Annotated in this window: 20 protein-coding genes; 10 read left to right on the forward strand and 10 right to left on the reverse strand. The window is 66.3% G+C overall.

From position 1 onward, the window contains the following. Nucleotides 1–191 precede the first annotated feature (191 nt). From dacB to AB4Y34_RS08565, 3 genes are all read left to right on the forward strand, one after another. Nucleotides 192–1,832, forward strand: coding sequence for a D-alanyl-D-alanine carboxypeptidase/D-alanyl-D-alanine-endopeptidase (gene dacB, locus AB4Y34_RS08555; RefSeq protein WP_368715780.1), 1,641 nt, complete (start codon nucleotides 192–194; stop codon nucleotides 1,830–1,832). Nucleotides 1,833–2,020: 188 nt separating this feature from the next. Beyond that, nucleotides 2,021–3,028, forward strand: a complete 1,008-nt coding sequence (locus AB4Y34_RS08560) for a sterol desaturase family protein (RefSeq protein ID WP_368715781.1) — start codon at nucleotides 2,021–2,023, stop codon at nucleotides 3,026–3,028. Nucleotides 3,029–3,123: 95 nt separating this feature from the next. After that, a complete protein-coding gene (locus tag AB4Y34_RS08565; RefSeq protein ID WP_368715782.1) occupies nucleotides 3,124–4,353 on the forward strand; it encodes an SGNH/GDSL hydrolase family protein in 1,230 nt (409 codons plus the stop codon). 110 nt (nucleotides 4,354–4,463) lie between these two features. Here AB4Y34_RS08565 and AB4Y34_RS08570 read toward each other — a convergent pair whose 3' ends face one another. From AB4Y34_RS08570 to AB4Y34_RS08610, 9 genes are all read right to left on the reverse strand, one after another. Continuing rightward, the gene (locus AB4Y34_RS08570; RefSeq protein ID WP_176384368.1) at nucleotides 4,464–5,513 is read right to left on the reverse strand and encodes an L-threonylcarbamoyladenylate synthase; all 1,050 of its coding nucleotides are present in this window, start codon (nucleotides 5,511–5,513) and stop codon (nucleotides 4,464–4,466) included. A gap of 10 nt (nucleotides 5,514–5,523) precedes the next feature. Next, complete coding sequence (locus AB4Y34_RS08575; protein ID WP_176105145.1) at nucleotides 5,524–6,720, reverse strand: 5-(carboxyamino)imidazole ribonucleotide synthase; 1,197 nt, start codon at nucleotides 6,718–6,720, stop codon at nucleotides 5,524–5,526. Nucleotides 6,721–6,824: 104 nt separating this feature from the next. Beyond that, nucleotides 6,825–7,343 carry a 5-(carboxyamino)imidazole ribonucleotide mutase gene (gene purE / locus AB4Y34_RS08580; protein ID WP_013090423.1) on the reverse strand — a complete coding sequence of 173 codons (519 nt, stop codon included), beginning with the start codon at nucleotides 7,341–7,343 and terminating at the stop codon, nucleotides 6,825–6,827. 57 nt (nucleotides 7,344–7,400) lie between these two features. Continuing rightward, a complete protein-coding gene (locus tag AB4Y34_RS08585) occupies nucleotides 7,401–8,291 on the reverse strand; it encodes a phosphoribosylaminoimidazolesuccinocarboxamide synthase (protein WP_176384366.1) in 891 nt (296 codons plus the stop codon). A gap of 133 nt (nucleotides 8,292–8,424) precedes the next feature. Next, nucleotides 8,425–9,489: a class II fructose-bisphosphate aldolase gene (gene fba, locus AB4Y34_RS08590; RefSeq protein ID WP_090801723.1), complete on the reverse strand. Its 1,065-nt coding sequence runs from the start codon at nucleotides 9,487–9,489 to the stop codon at nucleotides 8,425–8,427. A 187-nt stretch (nucleotides 9,490–9,676) separates the two neighbouring features. Then, on the reverse strand, nucleotides 9,677–11,113 hold the full coding sequence (gene pyk, locus AB4Y34_RS08595; RefSeq protein WP_013090425.1) for a pyruvate kinase: 1,437 nt from the start codon (nucleotides 11,111–11,113) through the stop codon (nucleotides 9,677–9,679). 439 nt (nucleotides 11,114–11,552) lie between these two features. After that, nucleotides 11,553–12,746, reverse strand: a complete 1,194-nt coding sequence (locus AB4Y34_RS08600) for a phosphoglycerate kinase (protein WP_368715783.1) — start codon at nucleotides 12,744–12,746, stop codon at nucleotides 11,553–11,555. 279 nt (nucleotides 12,747–13,025) lie between these two features. Then, nucleotides 13,026–13,349: an AzlD domain-containing protein gene (locus AB4Y34_RS08605; protein ID WP_176105140.1), complete on the reverse strand. Its 324-nt coding sequence runs from the start codon at nucleotides 13,347–13,349 to the stop codon at nucleotides 13,026–13,028. Continuing rightward, entirely contained in the window at nucleotides 13,346–14,101 is a 756-nt protein-coding gene (locus tag AB4Y34_RS08610) for an AzlC family ABC transporter permease (RefSeq protein WP_176121766.1), read from the reverse strand. The genes AB4Y34_RS08605 and AB4Y34_RS08610 overlap by 4 nt, the downstream gene beginning before the upstream one ends. A gap of 226 nt (nucleotides 14,102–14,327) precedes the next feature. Here AB4Y34_RS08610 and AB4Y34_RS08615 point away from each other — a divergent pair, with 226 nt between their 5' ends. The 6 genes from AB4Y34_RS08615 to AB4Y34_RS08640 all read left to right on the forward strand — a co-directional run bounded on the left by AB4Y34_RS08615 (nucleotide 14,328) and on the right by AB4Y34_RS08640 (nucleotide 19,035). Continuing rightward, nucleotides 14,328–15,251 carry a branched-chain amino acid transaminase gene (locus tag AB4Y34_RS08615; RefSeq protein ID WP_368715784.1) on the forward strand — a complete coding sequence of 308 codons (924 nt, stop codon included), beginning with the start codon at nucleotides 14,328–14,330 and terminating at the stop codon, nucleotides 15,249–15,251. Between the two features lie 74 nt (nucleotides 15,252–15,325). After that, the gene (locus tag AB4Y34_RS08620) at nucleotides 15,326–15,520 is read left to right on the forward strand and encodes a zinc-finger domain-containing protein (RefSeq protein WP_368596440.1); all 195 of its coding nucleotides are present in this window, start codon (nucleotides 15,326–15,328) and stop codon (nucleotides 15,518–15,520) included. A 200-nt stretch (nucleotides 15,521–15,720) separates the two neighbouring features. Then, nucleotides 15,721–16,746: a lipopolysaccharide heptosyltransferase II gene (gene waaF / locus AB4Y34_RS08625; protein WP_176384358.1), complete on the forward strand. Its 1,026-nt coding sequence runs from the start codon at nucleotides 15,721–15,723 to the stop codon at nucleotides 16,744–16,746. Between the two features lie 166 nt (nucleotides 16,747–16,912). Further along, nucleotides 16,913–17,359, forward strand: coding sequence for a nuclear transport factor 2 family protein (locus AB4Y34_RS08630; protein ID WP_368715785.1), 447 nt, complete (start codon nucleotides 16,913–16,915; stop codon nucleotides 17,357–17,359). Between the two features lie 52 nt (nucleotides 17,360–17,411). Then, the gene (locus AB4Y34_RS08635) at nucleotides 17,412–18,464 is read left to right on the forward strand and encodes a YheT family hydrolase (RefSeq protein ID WP_368715786.1); all 1,053 of its coding nucleotides are present in this window, start codon (nucleotides 17,412–17,414) and stop codon (nucleotides 18,462–18,464) included. Continuing rightward, a complete protein-coding gene (locus AB4Y34_RS08640) occupies nucleotides 18,457–19,035 on the forward strand; it encodes a DUF2946 family protein (RefSeq protein ID WP_176365633.1) in 579 nt (192 codons plus the stop codon). Before AB4Y34_RS08635 ends, AB4Y34_RS08640 begins: the two co-directional genes overlap by 8 nt. A gap of 30 nt (nucleotides 19,036–19,065) precedes the next feature. On the opposite strand, the gene AB4Y34_RS08645 is transcribed toward AB4Y34_RS08640, so the two are convergent. Next, complete coding sequence (locus AB4Y34_RS08645) at nucleotides 19,066–20,799, reverse strand: M48 family metalloprotease (RefSeq protein WP_368715787.1); 1,734 nt, start codon at nucleotides 20,797–20,799, stop codon at nucleotides 19,066–19,068. A 187-nt stretch (nucleotides 20,800–20,986) separates the two neighbouring features. On the opposite strand from AB4Y34_RS08645, the gene moaC reads away from it, so the two are divergent. Then, nucleotides 20,987–21,466, forward strand: a complete 480-nt coding sequence (gene moaC, locus AB4Y34_RS08650) for a cyclic pyranopterin monophosphate synthase MoaC (protein WP_176121772.1) — start codon at nucleotides 20,987–20,989, stop codon at nucleotides 21,464–21,466. Nucleotide 21,467 lies beyond the last annotated feature (1 nt).

Consider the following 21,467-nt stretch of genomic DNA (forward strand, 5'->3'; position numbering starts at 1 on the left):
GGCGCTTTTTTCACCGCAGCGTCGCGGCATGTCACTACAATGGGCGCTTTGCGTCGCGCGACGGCCGTTGGGTAGCGCGACGGCGCGCTACCGCGCCGTCGAACCGACCAGCTTGCCGTTTCATTGTCCCGCGCACGCTGCACGCCGCACACCTTGAAATCCCGCTCGTCCGTTTGCCCGTTCACCCGTTCATGACGCACGCTTTTCTGTCTTCCATCGCACGCCGTATGGCGCTGCGCTCGCGCCGTATGCTCCATCGCGCAGTCTTCATGCCTAACCGCTTCGCGACGCGCGCCGCCGTCTGGCTCTGCGCCGCCACGCTCGGCGCGGGCGCGCTGCTGCCGCTGGCCGCGCAGGCACGCATCAAGGCCACCCATCCGAGCATCAACGTCACGACGGTACTGCCGCAACCGGTGATGGTCGGCCTGCACCGCGCGCACGTGCCGTTGTCGTCGATCAGCGTGGTCGTCGAAAAGGTCGGCGATCGCACGCCGATCCTCGCGCTGAACGCCGGCAAGCCGATGATGCCCGCCTCGACGATGAAGCTCGTCACCACCTATGCAGGCCTGTCGATCCTCGGCCCCGGCTACCGCTGGCGCACCAGCGCGTACGCGGACGGCCCGCTCGACGCGAACGGCGTGCTGCACGGCAATCTGTACATCCAGGGCACCGGCGATCCGAAGCTCGTGCCCGAAGAACTGATCGACCTCGTGCAGAAGATTCACAAGGCGGGCATCAACGGCATCGACGGCGCGCTGGTGCTCGACAAGCGCTACTTCGATCCGTCGACCCGCGACCTGCCCGCGTTCGACGACGACGTGAACGCACCGTACAACGTCGGCCCCGATCCGCTGCTGTACGCGTTCAAATCGCTGTCGTTCACGCTGACGCCATCGCCGGACGGCACGGTGGCGATCGACGTGCTGCCCGCGCTCGCTCAGTTGCGCATCGACAACCAGTTGCGCGCGACGAACGGCCCATGCCGCGGCGAATTGCCGACGCCGACCGTCACGCCACAGCCTGACGGCACGCTCGTTGCGTCGTTCATCGGCGACCTGCCGGTGCGTTGCGATTCGCGCACGATCAACGTCGCCGTGCTCGATCACTCGACGTTCTTCGCGCGCGGCTTCCTCGCGCTGTGGCAGCAAACTGGCGGCACTTTCACGGGCACGACCCGCGAAGGCGCGGTGCCCGCTGGCGCGAAGCTCGTCGCGACGCACGAGGGGCCGATGCTGTCGGACATCGTTCGCGACATCAACAAGTTCAGCAACAACACGATGGCGCGCAACCTGTTCCTGACCATCGGCGCCGCCGAGGAAAGAGCGCCCGCCACGCCCGCGAAAGCCGCGCGCGCGGTCGAAGCTTTCCTGACCCGCGACAGCCTGAACACCGAATACCTGTCGCTCGACAACGGCTCGGGCCTGTCGCGCGACGAGCACATCACCGCGCTCGCGCTCGCCGATGTGCTGCAGCGCGCGAACGCGAGCCCGGTCGCGCAGGTGTTCGTCGATTCGCTGCCGATCGCCGGTGTGGACGGCACGATGCGCAACCGCCTGACCAGCCAGGGCGCGGGCGGCAACGCTCACATCAAGACCGGCACGCTGCGCGACGTGCGCGCGATCGCGGGCTACGTCGCATCGGCCGACGGCAACAGCTACATCGTCGTCAGCCTGATCAACGATCCGCATTCCGAAGCGGCGCGCGCCGCGCACGACGCGCTGCTCGAATGGGTGTACGAAGGCCCGTCGCAGGGCTTCACGAAGGTCGCCGCGCCCATCGAGGCAGTGCGCGAGAAGCCCAGGAAAAACCCGCGCAAGCGCGGCGGCCACTGAGTATTCCTTCTAGCGATGCCGCGCGCGGCAAGCTTCTAACCGTGTACGCTGTCGGGCATCATGCGGTGCGCGGCACCACGCGCTTGCCGCGCAGGGCGCCGGTCGTCGGACCGCGCGACCTTCACCAACGATAACGACACCACCCGCCGCGTACCGCGCGGCGGTCAGGGACCAGGAAGGGAGACACGATGCAATTCGATGCCGAATTGCTGCTGCTCGCCATGGCGCCCGTCTTTCTTGCCTGCATCGGCTGGGAGGCGTGGCACGTGAGCCGCACGCGCCCGGCCGAGCAGCTCTACAGCTGGCGCGACACGCTGTGCAACGCCGCGCTCGCGCTGCTGCAGCAGGCCGCCGACAAACTCGCGTGGCTCGCGATCATCCCTGTCTACGCGTTCTTCTACGAGCACTACCGCATTCATGCATGGCCAGCGACGTGGCTGTCTTTCGTCGTGCTGTTCGTCGCGCAGGACCTGCTCTATTACGTGTTTCATCGCTGCAGTCATCGGGTGCGCTGGCTGTGGGCGGCGCACGTCGTGCATCACTCGTCGGAGCGGATGAATTTTTCGACTGCCTTCCGCCAGAGCCTGATGTACCCGATCGCCGGCATGTGGGTGTTCTGGATTCCGCTCGCGTTCCTCGGCTTTGCCCCGACGCAGATCGTCGCGATCGTGCTGATCAATCTCGGCTTCCAGTTCTTCGTGCATACGCAGGTGATCGGCAAGCTCGGCTGGCTCGAGTACGTGTTCAACACGCCGTCGATCCATCGTGTGCATCATGCGCGCAACGATCGCTACATCGATCGCAATTACGCAGGTGTGCTGGTGATCTGGGATCGCCTGTTCGGCAGCTACGTCGACGAAGATCCGCACGAGACGCCGCAATACGGCATCGTCGAGCCGCTTTACACGTACAACCCGCTGAAGGCGACGTTCCACGAATGGGCGTCGATGGCCGCGGACTTCGCAAGCGTGCGCGGCTGGCGCAACAAGTGGCGCGCGCTGTTCGCGCCGCCCGCTTGGGCCGCCGCTTATCATGCGCAGCGCGCGGTGATGCCTGGCGGCGCCAGCGGCCTCCGCGCCGGATCGAACGCGCATCCGCATGCGGGTACGAACGACACCATGAGCAAAGCCACCGCCGAACTACCCGGCTTGAGCCCAAACCATATGGCCGCGCTGCGGACATCGCGCACGCCGTAGAAGATTCTGTAAGCTGTCGTCACGCCGCCAACGCGGTGGACGCCGCCTGCAACACATGGCATCAAGGGCCACACATACGAGGAGATGTAGTCAACATGAATCAAACCGCTTCGAAGAAACAGCAATGGTTGCGCGTCACGCAGATCGCCGTGGCGAGCGCAGCGTTCGCAGCGCTCGCAGCGTGCGGCGGTGGCGGCGACAACAATAGTTCGAGCAGCAACACGCCGCCGGGGGGCGTCTCGCTGCAGGTCGTGTCGTTCGGCGACAGTCTGTCGGATGTCGGCACCTACCAGGCGGCGGTTCAGGCGAACGTCGGCACGGGCGGCGGCCGCTTCACGACGAATCCGGGCGAAATCTGGACGCAGAAGGTCGCCGAGTACTATGGCGGCACGCTCACCCCCGCGTACGTCGGCGGCTTCGGCAACCCGCTCACCGCGGCGGGCGGTCTCGGTTATGCGCAAGGCGGCTCGCGTGTCGATCTGCAGCCGGGCGTCGGCTTCGCGCCGAACAACATGGCCGCGACTACGGTGCCGGTCACGACACAGGTCAGCGAGTATCTGTCTGCGCACAACAACAGCTTCAATTCGAACCAGCTCGTGCTGATCAACGGCGGCGCGAACGATATCTTCGTCGCGGTGCAAACGATCTCGGCTGCCAGCGCGGCGGCAGCGGCAGCGGCGGCGACGGCGATCGCTAACGGCGCCAACCCGGCCGACGCGCAGGCGGCGGCAACGGCCGCGATCCAGTCGGTCACGCAGGCCCAAGGAGCGGCGATCGTGACCGCGGCGACCACGTTCGTCGGCACGGTGCAAAAGATCGTCGCGGCAGGCGCGCAACATGTGGTGGTGTCAAACGTGCCGGATATCGCGAAAACGCCGCAAGGCCTCGCCGCGGGCGCACAAGGCCAGGCAGTCATCGACGGGCTCGTGCAAGCCTACAACAACGTGCTGAAGCAAGGCCTCGCGTCGACCTCGCAGGTCATCTATCTGGACTCGTACACGCTGCTGGACCAGACGTTGGCCAACTACCAGGCGCTCGGCTTCACCGTGTCGAATACGGGCACCGCATGTAACCTGACGTCGATGGCTGCGGCCGCGACCGCGTACGCGACGAAGAACCCGAGCGTGCTCGCATCCGGCCAGACGGCGGCGGCTTTCGGCACCGCCCTCGCGTCGTCGCTGTTCTGTTCGCCGGAGACCTACACGGTGGCCGGCGCGGACCAAACCTACATCTTCGCCGACCTCGTGCATCCGACCACGCATACGGGAGCGCTGATCGCGCAGCAGATCGAGAAGCAGATCGCTGCCAGCGGGCTTGGGAAGTAACGCGGCGTCAAGGTTGCCTGGATAGCAAAAGGCCCGGCTCACTCGTTGGAACGAGCCGGGCCTTCGTTTTATTCGCTAGCCACGCTATGCAGCGCAGCGAGCCGAGAGCGTCAGCGCTGCGCTTCGAATGCCGCTGCCGCGCGCCCGAGCCGATCGTTGACCGCGATCCATTCGATCGTGTCGGGCAGCTTCTCGATCAGAATCCGCGTGACGTTCGCGCGATCGAGCGCGCGCAGCAAGCCGTAGAGTTCGCGCGCATAGACGTGCGGGTCTTCCGGCGCCGCGACGAAATGCACGCCGTCGGCATCGGCCCACTGTCCCGCACGCGACGCGCGCGCGACCAGCGCGACGCGCTCGCCCGGCGCGCGCACCGCGAGCAGCGGCTCGAGTTCGCTAAACGGCAGCAGCGCGAGCGGCGTGCGCGGCGCGTAATGCGCTTTCAACGTGCCCGACGCGCGCGGCGCGGTCGCATCCGACCCGTCGGGCAGACGCGGCGCCTCGCCAAGCACGTCGGCGATATCCTGCGGCGTCACGCGACCGGGCCTCAGCAGCGCCGGAAAGCCGCGCGACAGATCCAGAATCGTCGACTCGATGCCGACATCCGACGCGCCGCCATCGAGCACATGAATCGCGCTGCCGAACTCGTCGCGCACATGCTGCGCGGTGGTCGGGCTCACATGTCCGAAGCGGTTCGCCGACGGCGCGGCGACGCCGCCATGCCCGCCGCGCAACGCGCTGAACGCTTCGAGCAAGGCCTGCGCTACCGGATGCGACGGGCAGCGCAATCCCACCGAATCCTGCCCGCCGCTGACCGCCGCGGGAATCCGCGCGGCGCGCTTGAGGATCAGCGTGAGCGGCCCCGGCCAGAATGCGTCGATCAGGCGTTGCGCATCGGCCGGCAAATGCTCGACCCAGTAGTTCGGATCGCCATGCGGCGCGAGATGCACGATCACCGGATGATTGGCCGGCCGCCCCTTCGCCGCGTAAATGCGCGCGACCGCGTCCGGGTTCTCGGCATCGCCGCCGAGGCCGTACACGGTCTCGGTCGGAAACGCGACCAGCCCACCCGCGTCGAGCAAGGCCGCCGCGTGCTCGATCTGCGCGGCGCTGACCGGCAACGCGTCGGTGGCGTCCTCGGCGGGTTTCTGTTGATCCGGCATGGCGCAAGCTTCAGCTGGTAGCAATGTGCAGCAGCCGCGCGCAATCGCGCGCCGCCGTGCGGGCTTCTTCGAGCGTCGACGCGGTGAAGTTCACGTGACCCATCTTGCGGCCGCAACGCGCCTCTTCCTTACCGTACAGATGCAGGCGCGCGGCCGGCATCGCCGCGACTTCCTGCCACGGCGGCGTGACCGCCGCGCGCTTCGGACCGTCCGGGAACCACACGTCGCCGAGGATGTTCAGCATCACCGCCGGCGAATGCTGGCGCGTGTCGCCGAGCGGCATGCTGGTCATCGCGCGCACCTGCTGCTCGAACTGGCTCGTCGCGCACGCGTCGACCGTGTAGTGGCCGGAGTTGTGCGGACGCGGCGCCATTTCGTTGGCGACCAGCGAGCCGTCCTCGAGAATGAAAAACTCGACGCAGAGCACGCCGACATAGCCGAGTGTCTCGGCGATCCGCAGCGCGGCCTGTTGCGCCTGCTGCACCAGCGCGGGCGATGCATCCGGCGCGGGAACGATGGTGTGCGACAGCACGCCATCTCGATGGGTGTTCTGCGCGAGCGGATAGACGACCGACGCCCCGCTCGCCGTGCGCGCGATCAGCGCCGACACTTCGAACTTCAGCGGCAGGCGCTTCTCGAGCACGCACGGCACGCCGCCGAGCGACGCATGCGCCTCGCGCACTTCCTCGGCGTTACGCACGCGAATCTGACCCTTGCCGTCGTAGCCCATGCGCGCCGTTTTCAGAATACCGGGCAGCACCGCTTCGAGCTCGGCATCGCCCAGCCCCGCAAGCGCATCCGACGACTCGATCACGACGTGCGGCGCGACCGTCACGCCCGACGACGCGATAAAGCGCTTCTCGGCGATCCGGTCTTGCGCGACGGCGACACAACGCCCCGCCGGGCTCACGAAGGTGGTCTTGCCGAGAAAGTCGAGGCTCGCGGCCGGCACGTTCTCGAATTCGGTCGACACCGCCGCGCACAGCCGCGCGAGCTCGGTCAGCGCCGCTTCGTCGTCGTAGGCCGCGCGCAGGTGGCGGTCGGCGACCGCGCCGGCCGGGCTGGTTTCGTCCGGATCGAGGACGGCAACGCGATAGCCCATCGCCTGGGCGGCAAAACAGAACATGCGGCCGAGCTGGCCGCCACCGACCATGCCAAGCCATGCGCCGGGCAGAATCGGTGAAACCGGTGTGTTGTCAGGGTTCATCTTGGTGGTCGGTCGCGGCCGGATACGCGTCGCGCTCGCATACCGAGCGGCGGGCATCCGGCCGGGGGTCGGACAGGGGACGTCTTATCAAACAACCGGCGCGCTTACAGCGCCGGCAATACCATCGCGTGAGCCGCTTCATTCTGGCGCACGCGGAATGCAGCGAGCTTGTCCGCGTATTCGGCGCTGGTGCCGGACAGCAGCGACACCGCGAACAGCGCCGCGTTCGCGGCCCCCGCTTCGCCGATCGCAAACGTCGCGACCGGCACGCCCTTGGGCATCTGCACGATCGAATGCAGCGAATCGACGCCCTTCAGATACTTGCTCGCGACCGGTACGCCGAGCACCGGCACCGTGGTTTTCGCGGCCAGCATGCCGGGTAGGTGCGCCGCGCCGCCCGCGCCCGCGATGATTGCGCGAATGCCGCGCTCGCGCGCGCTTTCAGCATAGGCGAACATTTCGTCCGGCATGCGGTGCGCGGACACTACCTTCGCTTCGTACGGCACGCCGAATTCCTGCAGAATCGCGACGGCGTTTTTCATCACTTCCCAGTCGGAACTGGAGCCCATCAATACGCCGACGACCGGCGCATCATGCTTATGGGCGGTTTGTGCTTCACTCATCTTTACGGCTTCCTTGTTTCCGGGCGATGCGCGCCTGACACGGCGCGCGCAATCAGATTAGTCGAGCTTGTGCCCGGTCAGGCGCTCGAGCGCTTCCTGGTACTTCTCGCCCGTTTTCACGACCACCTCGTCCGGCAGCTTCGGCGCCGGCGGCTCTTTCTTCCACGGCTGGGTTTCGAGCCAATCGCGCACGAACTGTTTGTCGAACGACGGCGGGTTGGTGCCGACCTGGTACTGGTCGGCCGGCCAGAAGCGCGACGAATCGGCCGTGAGCGCCTCATCCATCAGGTACAGCTTGCCGTGGTTGTCGAGACCGAATTCGAACTTCGTGTCCGCGATGATGATGCCGCGCGTCGCCGCGTAATCAGCGGCTTCCTTGTACAGGCGGATCGAGATGTCGCGAATCGTGGCCGACAGCTCGGTGCCGATGCGGCGCTCCATCTCGTCGTAGGTGATGTTTTCGTCGTGGTGGCCCATCTCGGCCTTGGCAGCCGGCGTGAAGATCGGCTCGGGCAGCTTCTGCGCGTTTTGCAGGCCCGCCGGCAGTTGCACGCCGCAGACCGACCCGGTGGCCTGGTAATCTTTCCAGCCGCTGCCGGCCAGATAGCCGCGCACCACCGCTTCGACGAGGATCGGCTCGAGACGCTTGACGACCACCGCGCGCCCCTTGACCTGCTCGACTTCGTCCGGCGCGACCACCGACTCGGGCGCGACGCCCGTCAGGTGGTTCGGCACCACGTGCTGCAGCTTCTCGAACCAGAAGTTCGCCATTGCGTTGAGCACGCGGCCCTTGTTCGGAATCGGCTCGCCCATGATCACGTCGAACGCCGACAGACGGTCGGTCGTGACGATCAGCAACTGGTCGTTGCCCACCGCATAGTTGTCGCGGACTTTGCCGCGGCCGAGCAGCGGCAGCGAGCGGAGCGTGGATTCGTAAAGGGTAGACATCGTCGTGGTTCGCTAAAAGTGGGGCAAAAAATGTGACCGGAACAAAAGGGAAACGCCGTTCCCCCGATGATGCGGGAACGGCGATCGGACGACAACCTGGCCAAACGGCCAGGTGCGGAGCCAAAACTACAGCTTAGCGGACGACTTGCGCGAGCTCGCCCGACTTGTACTTCTCTGCAATTTTATCAAGCGAAACCGGCTTGATCTTGCCAGCCTGGCCTTCGCAGCCGAATTGCATGTAACGGTCGATACAGATCTTCATCGCCGCTTCGCGCGCCGGCTTCAGGTAATCGCGCGGATCGAACTTGCCCGGGTTGGTCGCCATATAGCGGCGGATCGCGCCCGTGATCGCCAGACGCAGGTCGGTGTCGATGTTGACCTTGCGCACGCCGTGACGGATACCTTCCTGGATTTCCTCGACCGGCACGCCGTAGGTTTCCTTCATGTCGCCGCCGAATTCGCGGATTTCCGCGAGCAGCTCCTGCGGCACCGACGACGAGCCGTGCATCACGAGGTGCGTGTTCGGAATGCGCTGATGGATTTCCTTGATGCGCTGAATCGACAGGATGTCTCCCGTCGGCTTCTTGCTGAACTTGTAGGCGCCGTGCGAGGTGCCGATCGCGATGGCCAGCGCGTCGCACTGGGTCAGCTTGACGAAGTCGGCGGCCTGCTCCGGATCGGTCAGCAGCTGCTCGCGCGTCATCGTACCTTCGGCGCCGTGGCCGTCTTCCTTGTCGCCCTTCATCGTTTCGAGCGAACCGAGCACGCCCAGCTCCGCCTCGACGGTGACGCCGATCGAGTGCGCCGCTTCGACGACCTTGCGCGACACTTCGACGTTGTACTCGTACGATGCGACCGTCTTGCCGTCGGCTTCGAGCGAACCGTCCATCATCACGCTGGTGAAACCGCTGCGGATCGCCGCCATACACACTGCCGGCGACTGACCGTGATCCTGGTGCATCACGACCGGAATGTGCGGATACGACTCGACCGCCGCTTCGATCAGATGACGCAGGAACGGCTCGCCCGCGTACTTACGCGCGCCAGCCGACGCCTGCATGATGACCGGGGCGTTGACCTTGTCGGCCGCGGCCATGATCGCCTGCACCTGCTCCAGGTTGTTCACGTTGAATGCCGGAAGGCCATAGCCGTTTTCCGCGGCATGGTCCAGCAGTTGACGCATTGATACGAGAGGCATGCTTAAACTCCTTGGATTGAAACGAATTCTTTTGCCGTCGGCATCTTTTGCGGCGATTTTATCGCGAAGCAGGCGGCGTTCCCGCGGCGACACCGGCGCTTTGGTGCGCCGTCGCACATGGACCGTGCGGGTTTCGCCGGCCTGCTTCGCTCAATCGAGCCCGTGCCGATCGAGCAGTCCTGCCTGATCAGTACGGTTCACCGACCCGCACGATCTTCAAGGTATTGGTGCCGCCCGCCTGCCCCATCGGCTCGCCGACCGTCAGCACGACCATATCGCCGTGCGACGCATAGCCCTTGCCGACCACCGTTTCGAGCGCCTGCTGCAGCGCCGTGTCGCGGTCGGTGTTGGTGTCCAGATGCAGCGAGGTCACGTTGCGGTATAGCGCCATCGCGCGTTCGCTGCCGACTCGCGGCGTCAGCGCGAAGATCGGCACGTGGGTCCAGTGGCGCGACATCCACAGCGCGGTCGAGCCCGATTCGGTGAGCGCGACGATCGCCTTGGCGCCGAGGTGGTAAGCGGTGAACAGCGCGCCCATCGCGATCGACTGGTCGATCCGCGTGAACGTGCGGTCGAGGAAGTCCTTGTCGAGCTCCGACTGCTCGGACTTTTCCGCTTCGACGCAGATCGCGGCCATGGTCTCGATGGTCTGCACCGGGTACTTGCCCGCCGCCGATTCCGCCGACAGCATCACCGCGTCGGTGCCGTCGAGCACCGCATTGGCGACGTCCGACACTTCCGCGCGGGTCGGCACCGGCGCGTGGATCATCGACTCCATCATCTGCGTCGCGGTGATCACGAACTTGTTCGACTCGCGCGCCATGCGGATCATGCGCTTTTGCAGCGCCGGCACGGCGGCATTGCCGACTTCCACGGCCAGGTCGCCACGCGCGACCATGATGCCGTCCGAAGCGTCGAGAATGCCTTGCAGCGCCGGAATCGCTTCCGCGCGCTCGATCTTCGCGATCATCTTCGGCTTGATGCCGTACGGCGCGCCGGCGATGTTCGCGAGCTGGCGGGCCATTTCCATGTCGGTCGCGTTCTTCGGGAACGACACCGCGATGAAATCGACACCGAGCGACATCGCCGTGCGGATGTCCTCCATGTCCTTCGCGGTCAGCGCGGGCGCCGACAGGCCGCCGCCCTGGCGGTTGATGCCCTTGTTGTTCGACAGCTCACCGCCGATCTTCACGATCGTGTGGATCTCCTGGCCGATCACGCGCTGCACGTTGAGCACGATCAGGCCGTCGTTGAGCAGCAGCACGTCGCCCGGTTTCAGGTCGCGCGGCAGGTCCTTGTAGTCGAGGCCGACGCGCTCGTCGTTGCCGAGCTCGCATTCCGCATCGAGGATGAAAGGATTGCCGGTGACGAGCGTCGTGCGGCCGTTTTCGAATTTGCCGACGCGAATCTTCGGGCCTTGCAGGTCGGCCATGATGGCGACTTCGCGGCCCGCCTGACGGGCCGCCTCGCGAACGTATTCGGCGCGCTGACGATGGTCGTCGGCGGTGCCGTGTGAGAAATTGAGCCGCACCACGTCCAATCCTGCCTGAATCATTTGCAGCAGGATTTCCGGCGTGCTGGAAGCCGGACCGACAGTAGCGACAATCTTGGTGGCGCGATGCATGAGTCTCCTCGTCTGGATAGGATCGCTGGAAAGAGCGCTGCGGGGCTGCTGCGGAGTTCGCGCATCGAACGATGCTACGTGGGGTCGCGCGCCGGTTGTGGCCGGTGTCGCTTTGTGGAGTGAGGCGGGTGAGGCGGGTAATGCGGTATTCGGGACCGGCGCCTCGCGCGCCGGAGATTTGCTGTCCTGCTTGCCGGAAGGCTGTTCCGGCTGGGCCGAATCGTGTTGACCAGATTCGGCTTGTGAAGAAGTTGGCAGTTGCTGCACGTCGGCGGCCGCGGGCGCTATCAGCGCCTCGGCGGCCACGTCCTGTCCGGGCGTCGCCGACGCAGCGGCCGCGCGTGCCGCGCGCTCCCGTGCCGGTGTTGTCGCGCTACCGCGCGGCGCTTTCGCGCCACGCGCCTTGGTCGACTTCGCCGCCGGGGAGCGCGTCGCCACGTTAAGCCCGCGATTCCAGAACTTCGACCGCCGGCAGCTTCTTGCCCTCGAGGAACTCGAGGAACGCGCCCCCGCCCGTCGAAATGTAGCTGACCTGATCGTGGATGCCGTACTTGGCGATCGCCGCGAGCGTGTCGCCGCCGCCTGCGATCGAGAACGCAGCCGAGCGCGCGATCGCGTCCGCGAGCGTCTTCGTGCCGTTGCCGAACTGGTCGAACTCGAACACGCCGACCGGGCCGTTCCACACGATCGTGCCGGCCTTCTCGAGCTGTGCGGCGAGCACCTTGGCCGTTTCCGGGCCGATGTCGAGAATCATGTCGTCGTCCTGCACATCGGCGACGGCCTTCACTTCGGCCTTCGCGGTCGGCGAGAACTCCTTGGCCGTGACCACGTCGGTCGGAATCGGCACCGAGGCGCCGCGGGCCTTGGCCGCGTCGATGATCGCCTTCGCTTCGGCGACGAGATCGGCTTCGGCGAGCGACTTGCCGATCTTCAGGCCGGCCGCGAGCATGAACGTATTTGCGATGCCGCCGCCGACGATCAGCTGGTCGACCTTCTCAGCGAGCGACTTCAGGATGGTCAGCTTGGTCGACACCTTCGAACCCGCGACGATCGCCACGAGCGGACGCTTCGGTGCGCCGAGCGCCTTGCCGAGCGCTTCGAGCTCAGCGGCGAGCAGCGGACCCCCGCAGGCGACCGGCGCGTACTTCGCGATGCCGTGCGTGGTCGCTTCGGCGCGGTGCGCGGTGCCGAACGCGTCGTTCACGTAGATATCGCAGAGCTTGGCCATTTTTTGCGCGAGCTCGTCGGAATCTTTCTTTTCGCCCTTGTTCACGCGGCAGTTTTCGAGCAGCACGACCGAGCCCGGCGCGACGTTCACGCCGTTTTCGACCCAGTGCGCGACAAGCGGCACGTCACGGCCTAGCAGCTCGGCGAGACGCTTCGCCACCGGCGCGAGCGAGTCTTCCGGCTTGAAGTCGCCTTCGGTCGGGCGACCCAGGTGCGAGGTGACCATCACGGCGGCGCCGGCGTCGAGCGCGGCCTTGATGGCCGGCACGGAAGCGCGGATGCGGGTGTCTTCGGTGATGTTGCCTTGATCGTCCTGCGGCACGTTCAGATCGGCGCGGATGAACACGCGTTTGCCGGACAGCTTGCCTTCGGCGATCAGGTCGGAGAGACGCAATACCTTGTTCATGGGCTTGAGTATGCGAGTTGATGAGAAGGCGGTGGCGGACAGCGCGCGGGGACGAGGTGCGGCGAACTCCGGCGCTTCGGCCCAACGGCTCCGCGGGATCGGGCGCCGGCGGCCGGCCGCGGCACCAGGCGCCTTGCGGGGGCGCGCTCAACCCGGAAAAGGGCATTTTAACTGATCCCAACGGCCATCTGACCGCGACGCGGCGAATCTCGCGTATTTGACCGCGAGGCCGTCGCTGCCGCGCGGCGCGGCATCATCTCCACACTTGGAGCCGGACCATCACAGGAAGACGCGCATCAGCGTGAACACGACCATCCCGGTCACGATCGTGCCGAGCATGGTGCGGCGCCACAAAAACCAGCCGAGGCCGGCGAGGGTCGCGTAAAGCTCATGGTTGGAAGCCGCCAACGACAGTCCGTCGGGCGTCGTCAGCACGTCGGGCACCACCACGGCGGCGAGCGCGGCGGCCGGCGCGTAGCGCAGCATCTTCTGCACCCGCGCCGGCAGCACCGTGCGCTCGCCGCCGATCAGGAACATCGCGCGCGTGAGCGCGGTGACGAAGGTCATGCCGAAGATGGCGAGCCAGATTTGCGTTGAGGTCATCGGGAATCTCCGGCGCGATCGTTCACGCCGCGGATGCGGCGCAGGTCCGCGCGCTCGATCATCAGGTCGGCTGCGCTGCCGGCGACGATCGCCGCGATCACCGCGAACGGCAGCGCGAGCCGATACGGCAGATCGAGCGCGAGCAGCGCCACGATGGCGGCCACGCTGACCGCGGCCAGCGTGGAGCGCGTCGCGACCGCCGACACCATGATGGGCAACAGCGCGAGCGTACCGGCGAGCGCGAGCCCCCAGTTGTCCGGAATCAGGCTCGCGAGCAGGATGCCGACGATCGACGACACCTGCCACGACAGCCAGCTCGATACCGCCATGCCCCAGAAGTACGCCTCCTTGCCCGGCACGTAACCGGTCGGAAAGCTCTTCTTGACGAAGAGCAGATAGATCACGTCGCCGTTGAAATAGCCGAGCACGATGCGCCGCCACATCGGCAGATACGAGAAGTGCGGCGCGAGGCCGACGCTGAAGATCACGAAGCGGGTGTTGACCATCGCCGCGGTCAGCAGCACGGTCCACACCGGCAGCTTCGCCGCGAGGAGCGGCAGCACCGCCAGCTGTGACGAACCGGCGTAGCACAGCAGGGACATCGTGAGCGCCTGCGGCAGCGTCAGCACGGACTTGCTCATCGCGATGCCCGTCACGAGGCCCCAGGAAAAAATTGCCATCAGCGTGGGGGCATAGGCGCGCGCGCCTTCACGAAAAGCGCGGCGATCGGTGTCGGACAGTCGAGCGAGCATCGGGCGAAGATTGCGGGCGCAGGGAACGCCGTCAAGAAGGCCGGGCCGGCGCCAGCTTGCGAGACCACCCGCTGGCGCATCCGGAGTTGATTTATGCGTGCGCTGGATTATAGCGTCCGGGGTGCGCCCAAATGCCCGTTGTGTGTGCAAAAGACGCTAAAATAGCGCTCCCGGCTATGTCCTGCGCTCATGGCCGCACCTCATAACGCACCTGCTGGAGAACCGTATGTCAATGGCCGACCGCGACGGCAAGATCTGGATGGATGGCAAGCTCATCGACTGGCGCGATGCCAAAATCCACGTGCTCACCCACACGCTGCACTACGGCATGGGCGTGTTCGAGGGTGTGCGCGCTTACAAGACGGCCGACGGCGCCACCGCGATTTTCCGCCTGCAGGAGCACACCAAGCGCCTGCTGAACTCGGCGAAGATCTTCCAGATGGACGTGCCGTTCGACCATGAAACGCTCGCCGCCGCGCAGCGCGAAGTGGTCCGCGAGAACAAGCTCGAGACGTGCTATCTGCGCCCGATCATCTGGGTCGGCTCGGAAAAGCTCGGCGTGTCGGCCAAGGGCAACACGATTCACGTCGCGATCGCCGCGTGGCCGTGGGGCGCCTACCTCGGCGAAGATGGCATCACCAAGGGTATTCGCGTGAAGACGTCGTCGTTCACGCGCCATCACGTGAACGTGTCGATGGTGCGCGCGAAGGCGTCGGGCTGGTACGTGAACTCGATCCTCGCGAACCAGGAAGCGATCGCCGACGGCTACGACGAAGCGCTGCTGCTCGACGTCGACGGCTACGTGTCGGAAGGCTCGGGGGAGAACTTCTTCCTCGTCAACAACGGCAAGCTGTACACGCCTGACCTGTCGTCGTGCCTCGACGGCATCACGCGCGACACCGTGATCACGCTCGCGCGCGACATGGGCATCCAGGTGATCGAAAAACGCATCACGCGCGACGAAGTCTATACCTGCGACGAAGCGTTCTTCACCGGCACCGCAGCCGAAGTCACGCCGATCCGCGAACTCGACAATCGCAAGATCGGCGCCGGCGTGCGCGGCCCGATCACCGAAAAGCTGCAGTCCGCCTTCTTCGACGTCGTGAACGGCAAGAGCGAGAAGTACACGCACTGGCTCACGAAAATCTGAGCGACGTTTTGAGATGTGCCGCGCCGCCCATCGGCGGCGCGCTGCAAGCACCCCGCATACAACGAGAAAGTGTCATGAGCGAAACCAAGGAAATGCCGCTGGTCGAACTGACGGCAAAAGATCTGCCGGCATATTGTCCGAACCCGGCCATGCCGCGCTGGAGCGCGCATCCGCGCGTGTTCATCGACGTGTCGCACGGCGAAGCGCGTTGCCCGTATTGCAGCACGCGCTACAAGCTGCGCGACGGCGAAGTAATCAAGGGTCATTGATCCAGCGCATCGAGCGGTCCTGAGCCAGCTTCAGCGGCGCAAGGCGTGACTTTCCGATCGCGCGCTCGCCGCGCCGCAGGCTCGATCGCCGGACCCGCGCGGCCGTCGCGCCGCGCGGCTTTCCGCTTTCCCCTTTTACCCATCCGAGTGCCACGCGCATCGCGCGCGGCGCTTGTTATCGACACCGGACACCCACTCTGATGCGTCGCGCGTTGGTTATCGCACCGAACTGGATCGGTGACGCATTGATGGCGCAGCCGCTGTTTGCGCGCCTCGTGAAATTGCATCCGCGCATCGTCATCGACGCGGTCGCGCCCAGCTGGGTCGCCCCCGTGCTCGAACGCATGCCGGAAATCCGCGACGTCTACGCGACCGATCTCGCCCACGGCAAGCTGCAGATGCTGCGCCGCTGGCAGCTGTCGAGCGATCTGCGCGACGTCGGCTACGACGCGGCCTACGTGCTGCCGAACTCGTTCAAGTCGGCGCTGATTCCGTGGCTGGCGGGCATTCCGCTGCGCATCGGCTACACCGGCGAGAGTCGCTACGGCATGCTGAACGTGCGTCACGCGAATCCGCGCAAGGACGCGCGGCCGCCGATGGTCGGCCACTACGCCGCCCTCGCCTACGCGCCCGGCGCCAAGGTTCCCGAAGACCTGCCGATGCCGCGTCTCGACACGGATCTGAACGAGGCGTCGCGCGTATCCGCGCGCTTCAACCTCGATACCCGCGTGCCGCTGCTGGTGTTCTGCCCGGGCGCCGAGTACGGTCCCGCCAAGCGCTGGCCGCCCGAGCACTTTGCCGCGCTCGCGCAGATGGTCGGCCAGTCGTTCCCGTACACCCAGATCATCGCGCTCGGCTCGCCGAAAGACGCGCCGCTCGCGCAGGCGATCGCCGAGAAAGCGCCGAACGTGCGCAACCTGTGCGGCCAGACCGCGCTCGGCGAGGCTTGCGCGCTGATCTCGCGGGCCAACGCGGTCGTCACCAACGACTCCGGGCTGATGCACGTCGCCGCCGCGCTGCGCCGCCCGCTCGTGGCCGTTTTCGGTTCGACCGATCCGCGCCACACCCCGCCCTTGTCCGAGCTCGCGAAGGTACAATGGCTTCATCTCGAATGCAGCCCCTGTTTTGAGCGCGAGTGCCCGCTCGGTCATCTGAACTGTCTGAAGCAGTTGAGCGCCGAGCAGGTTTTTGGCGATTTGCGCGGCATGCTGCTCGCGCAGCGCTGAGCCGACTGGTACTTGCACGCAACACCGCACGCCCCCGAGCGCGTCGCGTCATGTTCGCGCCTTGCGGCACGGGCAAGCTGACGCCGGGGGCGATGGTCCGGCGCTCTGGACCGTCCCGCTACCGCTGACCCGCAACCGCGCGCCGCGCACTAGAGACTGACGAGCCATGCCACGTTTTGCCCATATCTTCGAAGCCGCCGCCGATACCCTGACCGCCTACTATCAGGCCGTCGCCGAGGTCAATATCGACAGCTTGATGGGTTTGTGGATCGACGAGGAGTTCGTCAGCTGCATCTGCGCGGACGGCTCGCATCTGCACGGTCTCGAGAACATCCGCAATGGCTTGCAGGCTCAGCTCGAGGTGCTGCCGGTGTCGATCGAGCCGCTCGACATCCGCGTCTACGACAGCCTCGGCACCGTCGTCTATGCGATTGCCGAAGCGCATCGTCCGGCCGATCCGACCGCCACGCCCGCGATGGTCTTCACCACCTACGTTATGGTCCACGAACGCGGCGAATGGCGCATTGCGCATATTCACGCGAGCCCGATGCCGAACGAGGCCGCCAGCCAGTTCGCGACCAAGATGCGGCATGGCCAGGGCCCGCTGCACTGACGCGCGGCACCACGACAGATTCAGACTCACGTTTTTTCGCTTTTCCGCCGGTATGAGTTCGACGCCACATAAACCCGCTTCCTCCGGTACGGCCCCCGCCAAGGTGGCGGCCGCCGTCGAGGCGACCGTCGAGCTGCTGTACCGCGCGCCGCTGTGGCTGCCCAACCGACATGCGCAGACGATCGTCCCGTCGTTGTTCGCGCGCCGCCCCGCCGTGTCGTTTCGGCGCGAGCGCTGGGACACGCCGGACGGCGATTTCATCGATCTCGACTGGGTCGCGCACGATACTCCGCTCACCGATACCGCCCCGCTCTTCGTGCTGTTCCACGGCCTCGAAGGCAGTTCGTCGTCGCATTACGCGGTCGCGCTGATGGCCGCCACGCGCGAATACGGCTGGCACGGCGTGGTGCCGCACTTTCGCAGCTGCAGCGGCCCGCTGAACCGGCTGCCGCGCTTCTATCATCTGGCCGACAGCAACGAGGTCGACTGGATCCTGCGCCGCCTGCGCGCCGCGCATCGCGGGCCGGTAGTCGCGGCGGGCGTGTCGCTCGGCGGCAACGTGCTGCTGCGCTGGCTCGGCGAGCGGCAAGACGATGCGGCGCAGGTGGTAGCCGCCGCCGCCGCGATTTCGACACCGATCGACGTCCATGCGGGCGGCCGCGCGCTGTCGCAGGGCTTCGGCCTCGTCTACACGCGCAGCTTCCTGAAGACGCTAAAACACAAGGCCAACCAGAAGCTCGCGCAGTTCCCGGGCCTGTTCGATCGCGACGCGATGCTCGCGAGCCGCACGATGTACGAGTTCGACAACGTCGTGACCGCGCCGCTGCACGGCTTTCGCAATACCGACGACTACTGGAGCACCGCCACCACCCGCCCGCTGCTGCCGCTCATTCAAGTGCCCACGCTGGTGCTCAACGCGCGCAATGACCCGTTTCTGCCGGCCGAAGCGCTGCCGTCGCGACACGATGTGTCGGCGGCGGTCGAGCTTTATCAGCCTGAGCACGGCGGCCACGCGGGTTTCATGACCGGGCCGTTCCCGGGCCGCATCGACTGGCTGTCGCGGCGCGTGTTCGGCTATCTGGAGCGACACGTCAATCATGGATGACATCGTCAAACAGTCGCTCGCCAAATGGCCGAACGTGCCGAGTTGCACGGGCTGGTTGATGCTCGACCGGCGCGGCAACTGGCGCATGCGCGACGAAGCGGCCCAGGCGAGCGGCGCGCACGGCGTGCCGATCCGGCACGAAGCGCTGCTGGGATTCATCAACCGGAACTATGAGGCCGATGAGCGCGGGCAGTGGTATTTCCAGAACGGGCCGCAGCGGGTTTATGTCGAGCTGGCTTACACGCCGTGGGTGGTCAGATTGTCCGCGCGCGCGGATGGAACGCTCGCGCTGCACGACCAGGGCGGCGGCGCGTTCGAGCCGGCGGCGGTGTTCGTCGATGAAGACGGCGGCATTCTGTTCGCCGATCGCTCGCAGCCGGCACGCATCGCGGCGCTGCACGATCACGACCTGGAGATCTTCTCGGATCACGCGACGCTCGCCGACGATGGCTCATTGAGCGGCGCATTCCACTGGAGCGCTCAACTCTCACTGCCGCTGCAAAGCGTGCGACGCGATCAGGTGGCCGCGCGCTTCGGCTTCGTCGCGAGCCCGGCGGCGGCGCAGGTCTGACGCACGCGCCGGCGTGCGCCTGCGTCCACCCTACCCCTTCTCGTCGAGCCGCTCCTCCTTATAGCGGTTCTCCATCTCGTGCAGACGCGCGTCGACGGTCGCGAGGTCGTAATAGCCGATCGTCTTCAGGTCGCGCGCGTCCTTCAACTGCCGGATCGCCGACGGCCACGCACCCTCCAGCGCGAACTTCTCCGCCATCGCGCGATGCTGCGTCAATGCATCGCCACTGCCCGCACTCGCCTGCGCGAGATACAGCCACCACGCGGGTTGATCGGGGTGCGCCCGGGTTTCGTTTTTCGCGAGCGCCTGGGCGTCGGTGAAACGGTGCAGCGTCAGCAGCGTGCGGATATGTATGTCGATCGCCGCGTTCGACTGCGGCCAGCGCTTCTGCGCGAACTCGGCGAGACGCGCGGCTTCGTCGGCCTGACCGGCACTCCGCGCGATGTCGGTCGCGAGCACGTCGAGACTCGGCGAATCGCGCTCGGGCTCGCCTTCCGCACGCGCGCCCGAGACGAAGGTCGCGCGCGCGTTCGCGAGCGAGGCGGCCGCGTCGTCGTAGCGCTCGAGCAGCATCTGCCCGTACGCGATGCCGTACCAGTTCGCCGCGACGTTCAGCGCGGTCCGGTCCTCGATTTCCGAACGCAAACGCGAAATCTCATCCGCGTATTCGCTGCGCGAATGGCCCTGCAACAGACCCGCGCGCGCCCGCACGAAGCCGTACTCGGAGTCTTGATGCGGCTGCCGGTATGGCGCGCGGCGCGCGCGATCCTCCATGTCGGCGATCCGCTCGCCGGTCAGCGGATGCGTGCGCGCGTAGGCCGGAATGCCGTTTTCGTTCATCGCCGCGCGGTCGAGCCGGTGGAAGAACGTCGGCATCGCGTAGGGATCGTAGCCGGCGCCGACGAGCAGCAGAAAGCCGACGCGGTCCGCCTCCTGCTCGGCCGATCGCGAGAAGCGCAACTGGCTGTCGACCGCATACGCCTCGCTGCCGAGCGCGATCGCGCTGCCGAGGTCGCCGCTATGCGCGAGTACGCCTGCCAGCACGCCGAACAGCACGCCGACGAGCGCCGCGTAGCCGCCGCGCTCGCCGTTCGAGATCATCCGCGAGATGTGCCGCTGCAGCACGTGCCCCATCTCGTGACCCAGCACCGCCGCGAGTTCGGACTCGGTCTGCGTGGCCACGATCAACCCCGTGTTCACGCCGATGAAACCGCCCGGCAGCGAAAACGCGTTGATCTGCGCGTCGCGCACCGCGAAAAGTTCGAAATCCGGTCGATAACCGCCGATGTACAGCGCGCTGGCCGCTGCCGCGAGCTTGGCGGCGACCGAATTCAGGTAGTCGCGCACGAGCCAGTCGTCGAGATAATCGGGGTCGCGGCGTATGTCGCGCATCACGCGCTCGCCGAGCTTGCGTTCGGCCTGTGGAGTCAGCGAACCGGCGCCGCCGCTGCCGAGATCGGGCAATTGCTGCGCGACGATCGGCGCGCGCCAGTCGTTGCTGCCCGTTTTGCCGCCATTGCTGCCGCTAGCGCCGCCATTGGAAAAACGGCTCTGCGCGCCGCCGTAGGTGCCGAACACGCCGCGCGCGATGTCGGGCGGCAGGATCGACTCGGCATGCTCATCGCTCGGGCCGCTGACGAGCGGCGCCTCGGACGATGCGGTTCCCGGCGTGATGGCCACCCCGCCGGTCGATTGCGCGAACGCGCCGGGCGGCATTGCGAGGGCGACGGATAGCAACGCAGCGAGAAATCGTTTTGAATGCATCGCGAAGCCGGTCTGACGAAGTCGAAAAACGTCGCCCGTGGCCCGGACTAAGATAGCGGGCAAGGGCGTCGAAGGACGCGTACGAGGCAAAACGCAGGGTACGGCATAGCGCAAGTGTGACCAGTCGCCACGACGATTCGGGGCCACGCCGCACTGCTATGATAGGCGCCCTCTGAAGGAGTCAACCATGCCTGAACTCACTCATTTCGATGCGTCCGGTGACGCGCATATGGTGGATGTCGGCGGCAAGCAGGAGACCAGGCGCATCGCGATTGCGCGTGGCTCGATCCGCATGCTGCCCGACACGCTCGCGCTGATCCGCGACGGCAACGCCAAAAAGGGCGACGTGATCGGCGTCGCGCGGATCGCGGCGATCCAGGCCTCGAAGCGCACCGCCGATCTGATTCCGCTGTGCCATCCGCTCGCGCTGACACGCGTGAAGGCCGACTTCGAACTCGACGAGCAGATGCCCGGCGTGCATTGCACGGTCCAGGTCGAGACGTTTGGACGCACGGGCGTCGAAATGGAAGCGCTCACCGCCGTGCAGGTCGGGCTGCTGACCGTGTACGACATGTGCAAGGCGGTGGATCGCGGCATGACCATCACCGATGTGAAGGTGATGGAAAAGCATGGCGGGAAATCGGGGGATTGGGTCGCGCAAGCTTGAA

Origin of the sequence: Paraburkholderia sp. BR10954, from assembly GCF_040965775.1 — a bacterium.
GTDB classification, from domain to species: Bacteria; Pseudomonadota; Gammaproteobacteria; order Burkholderiales; family Burkholderiaceae; genus Paraburkholderia; species Paraburkholderia youngii.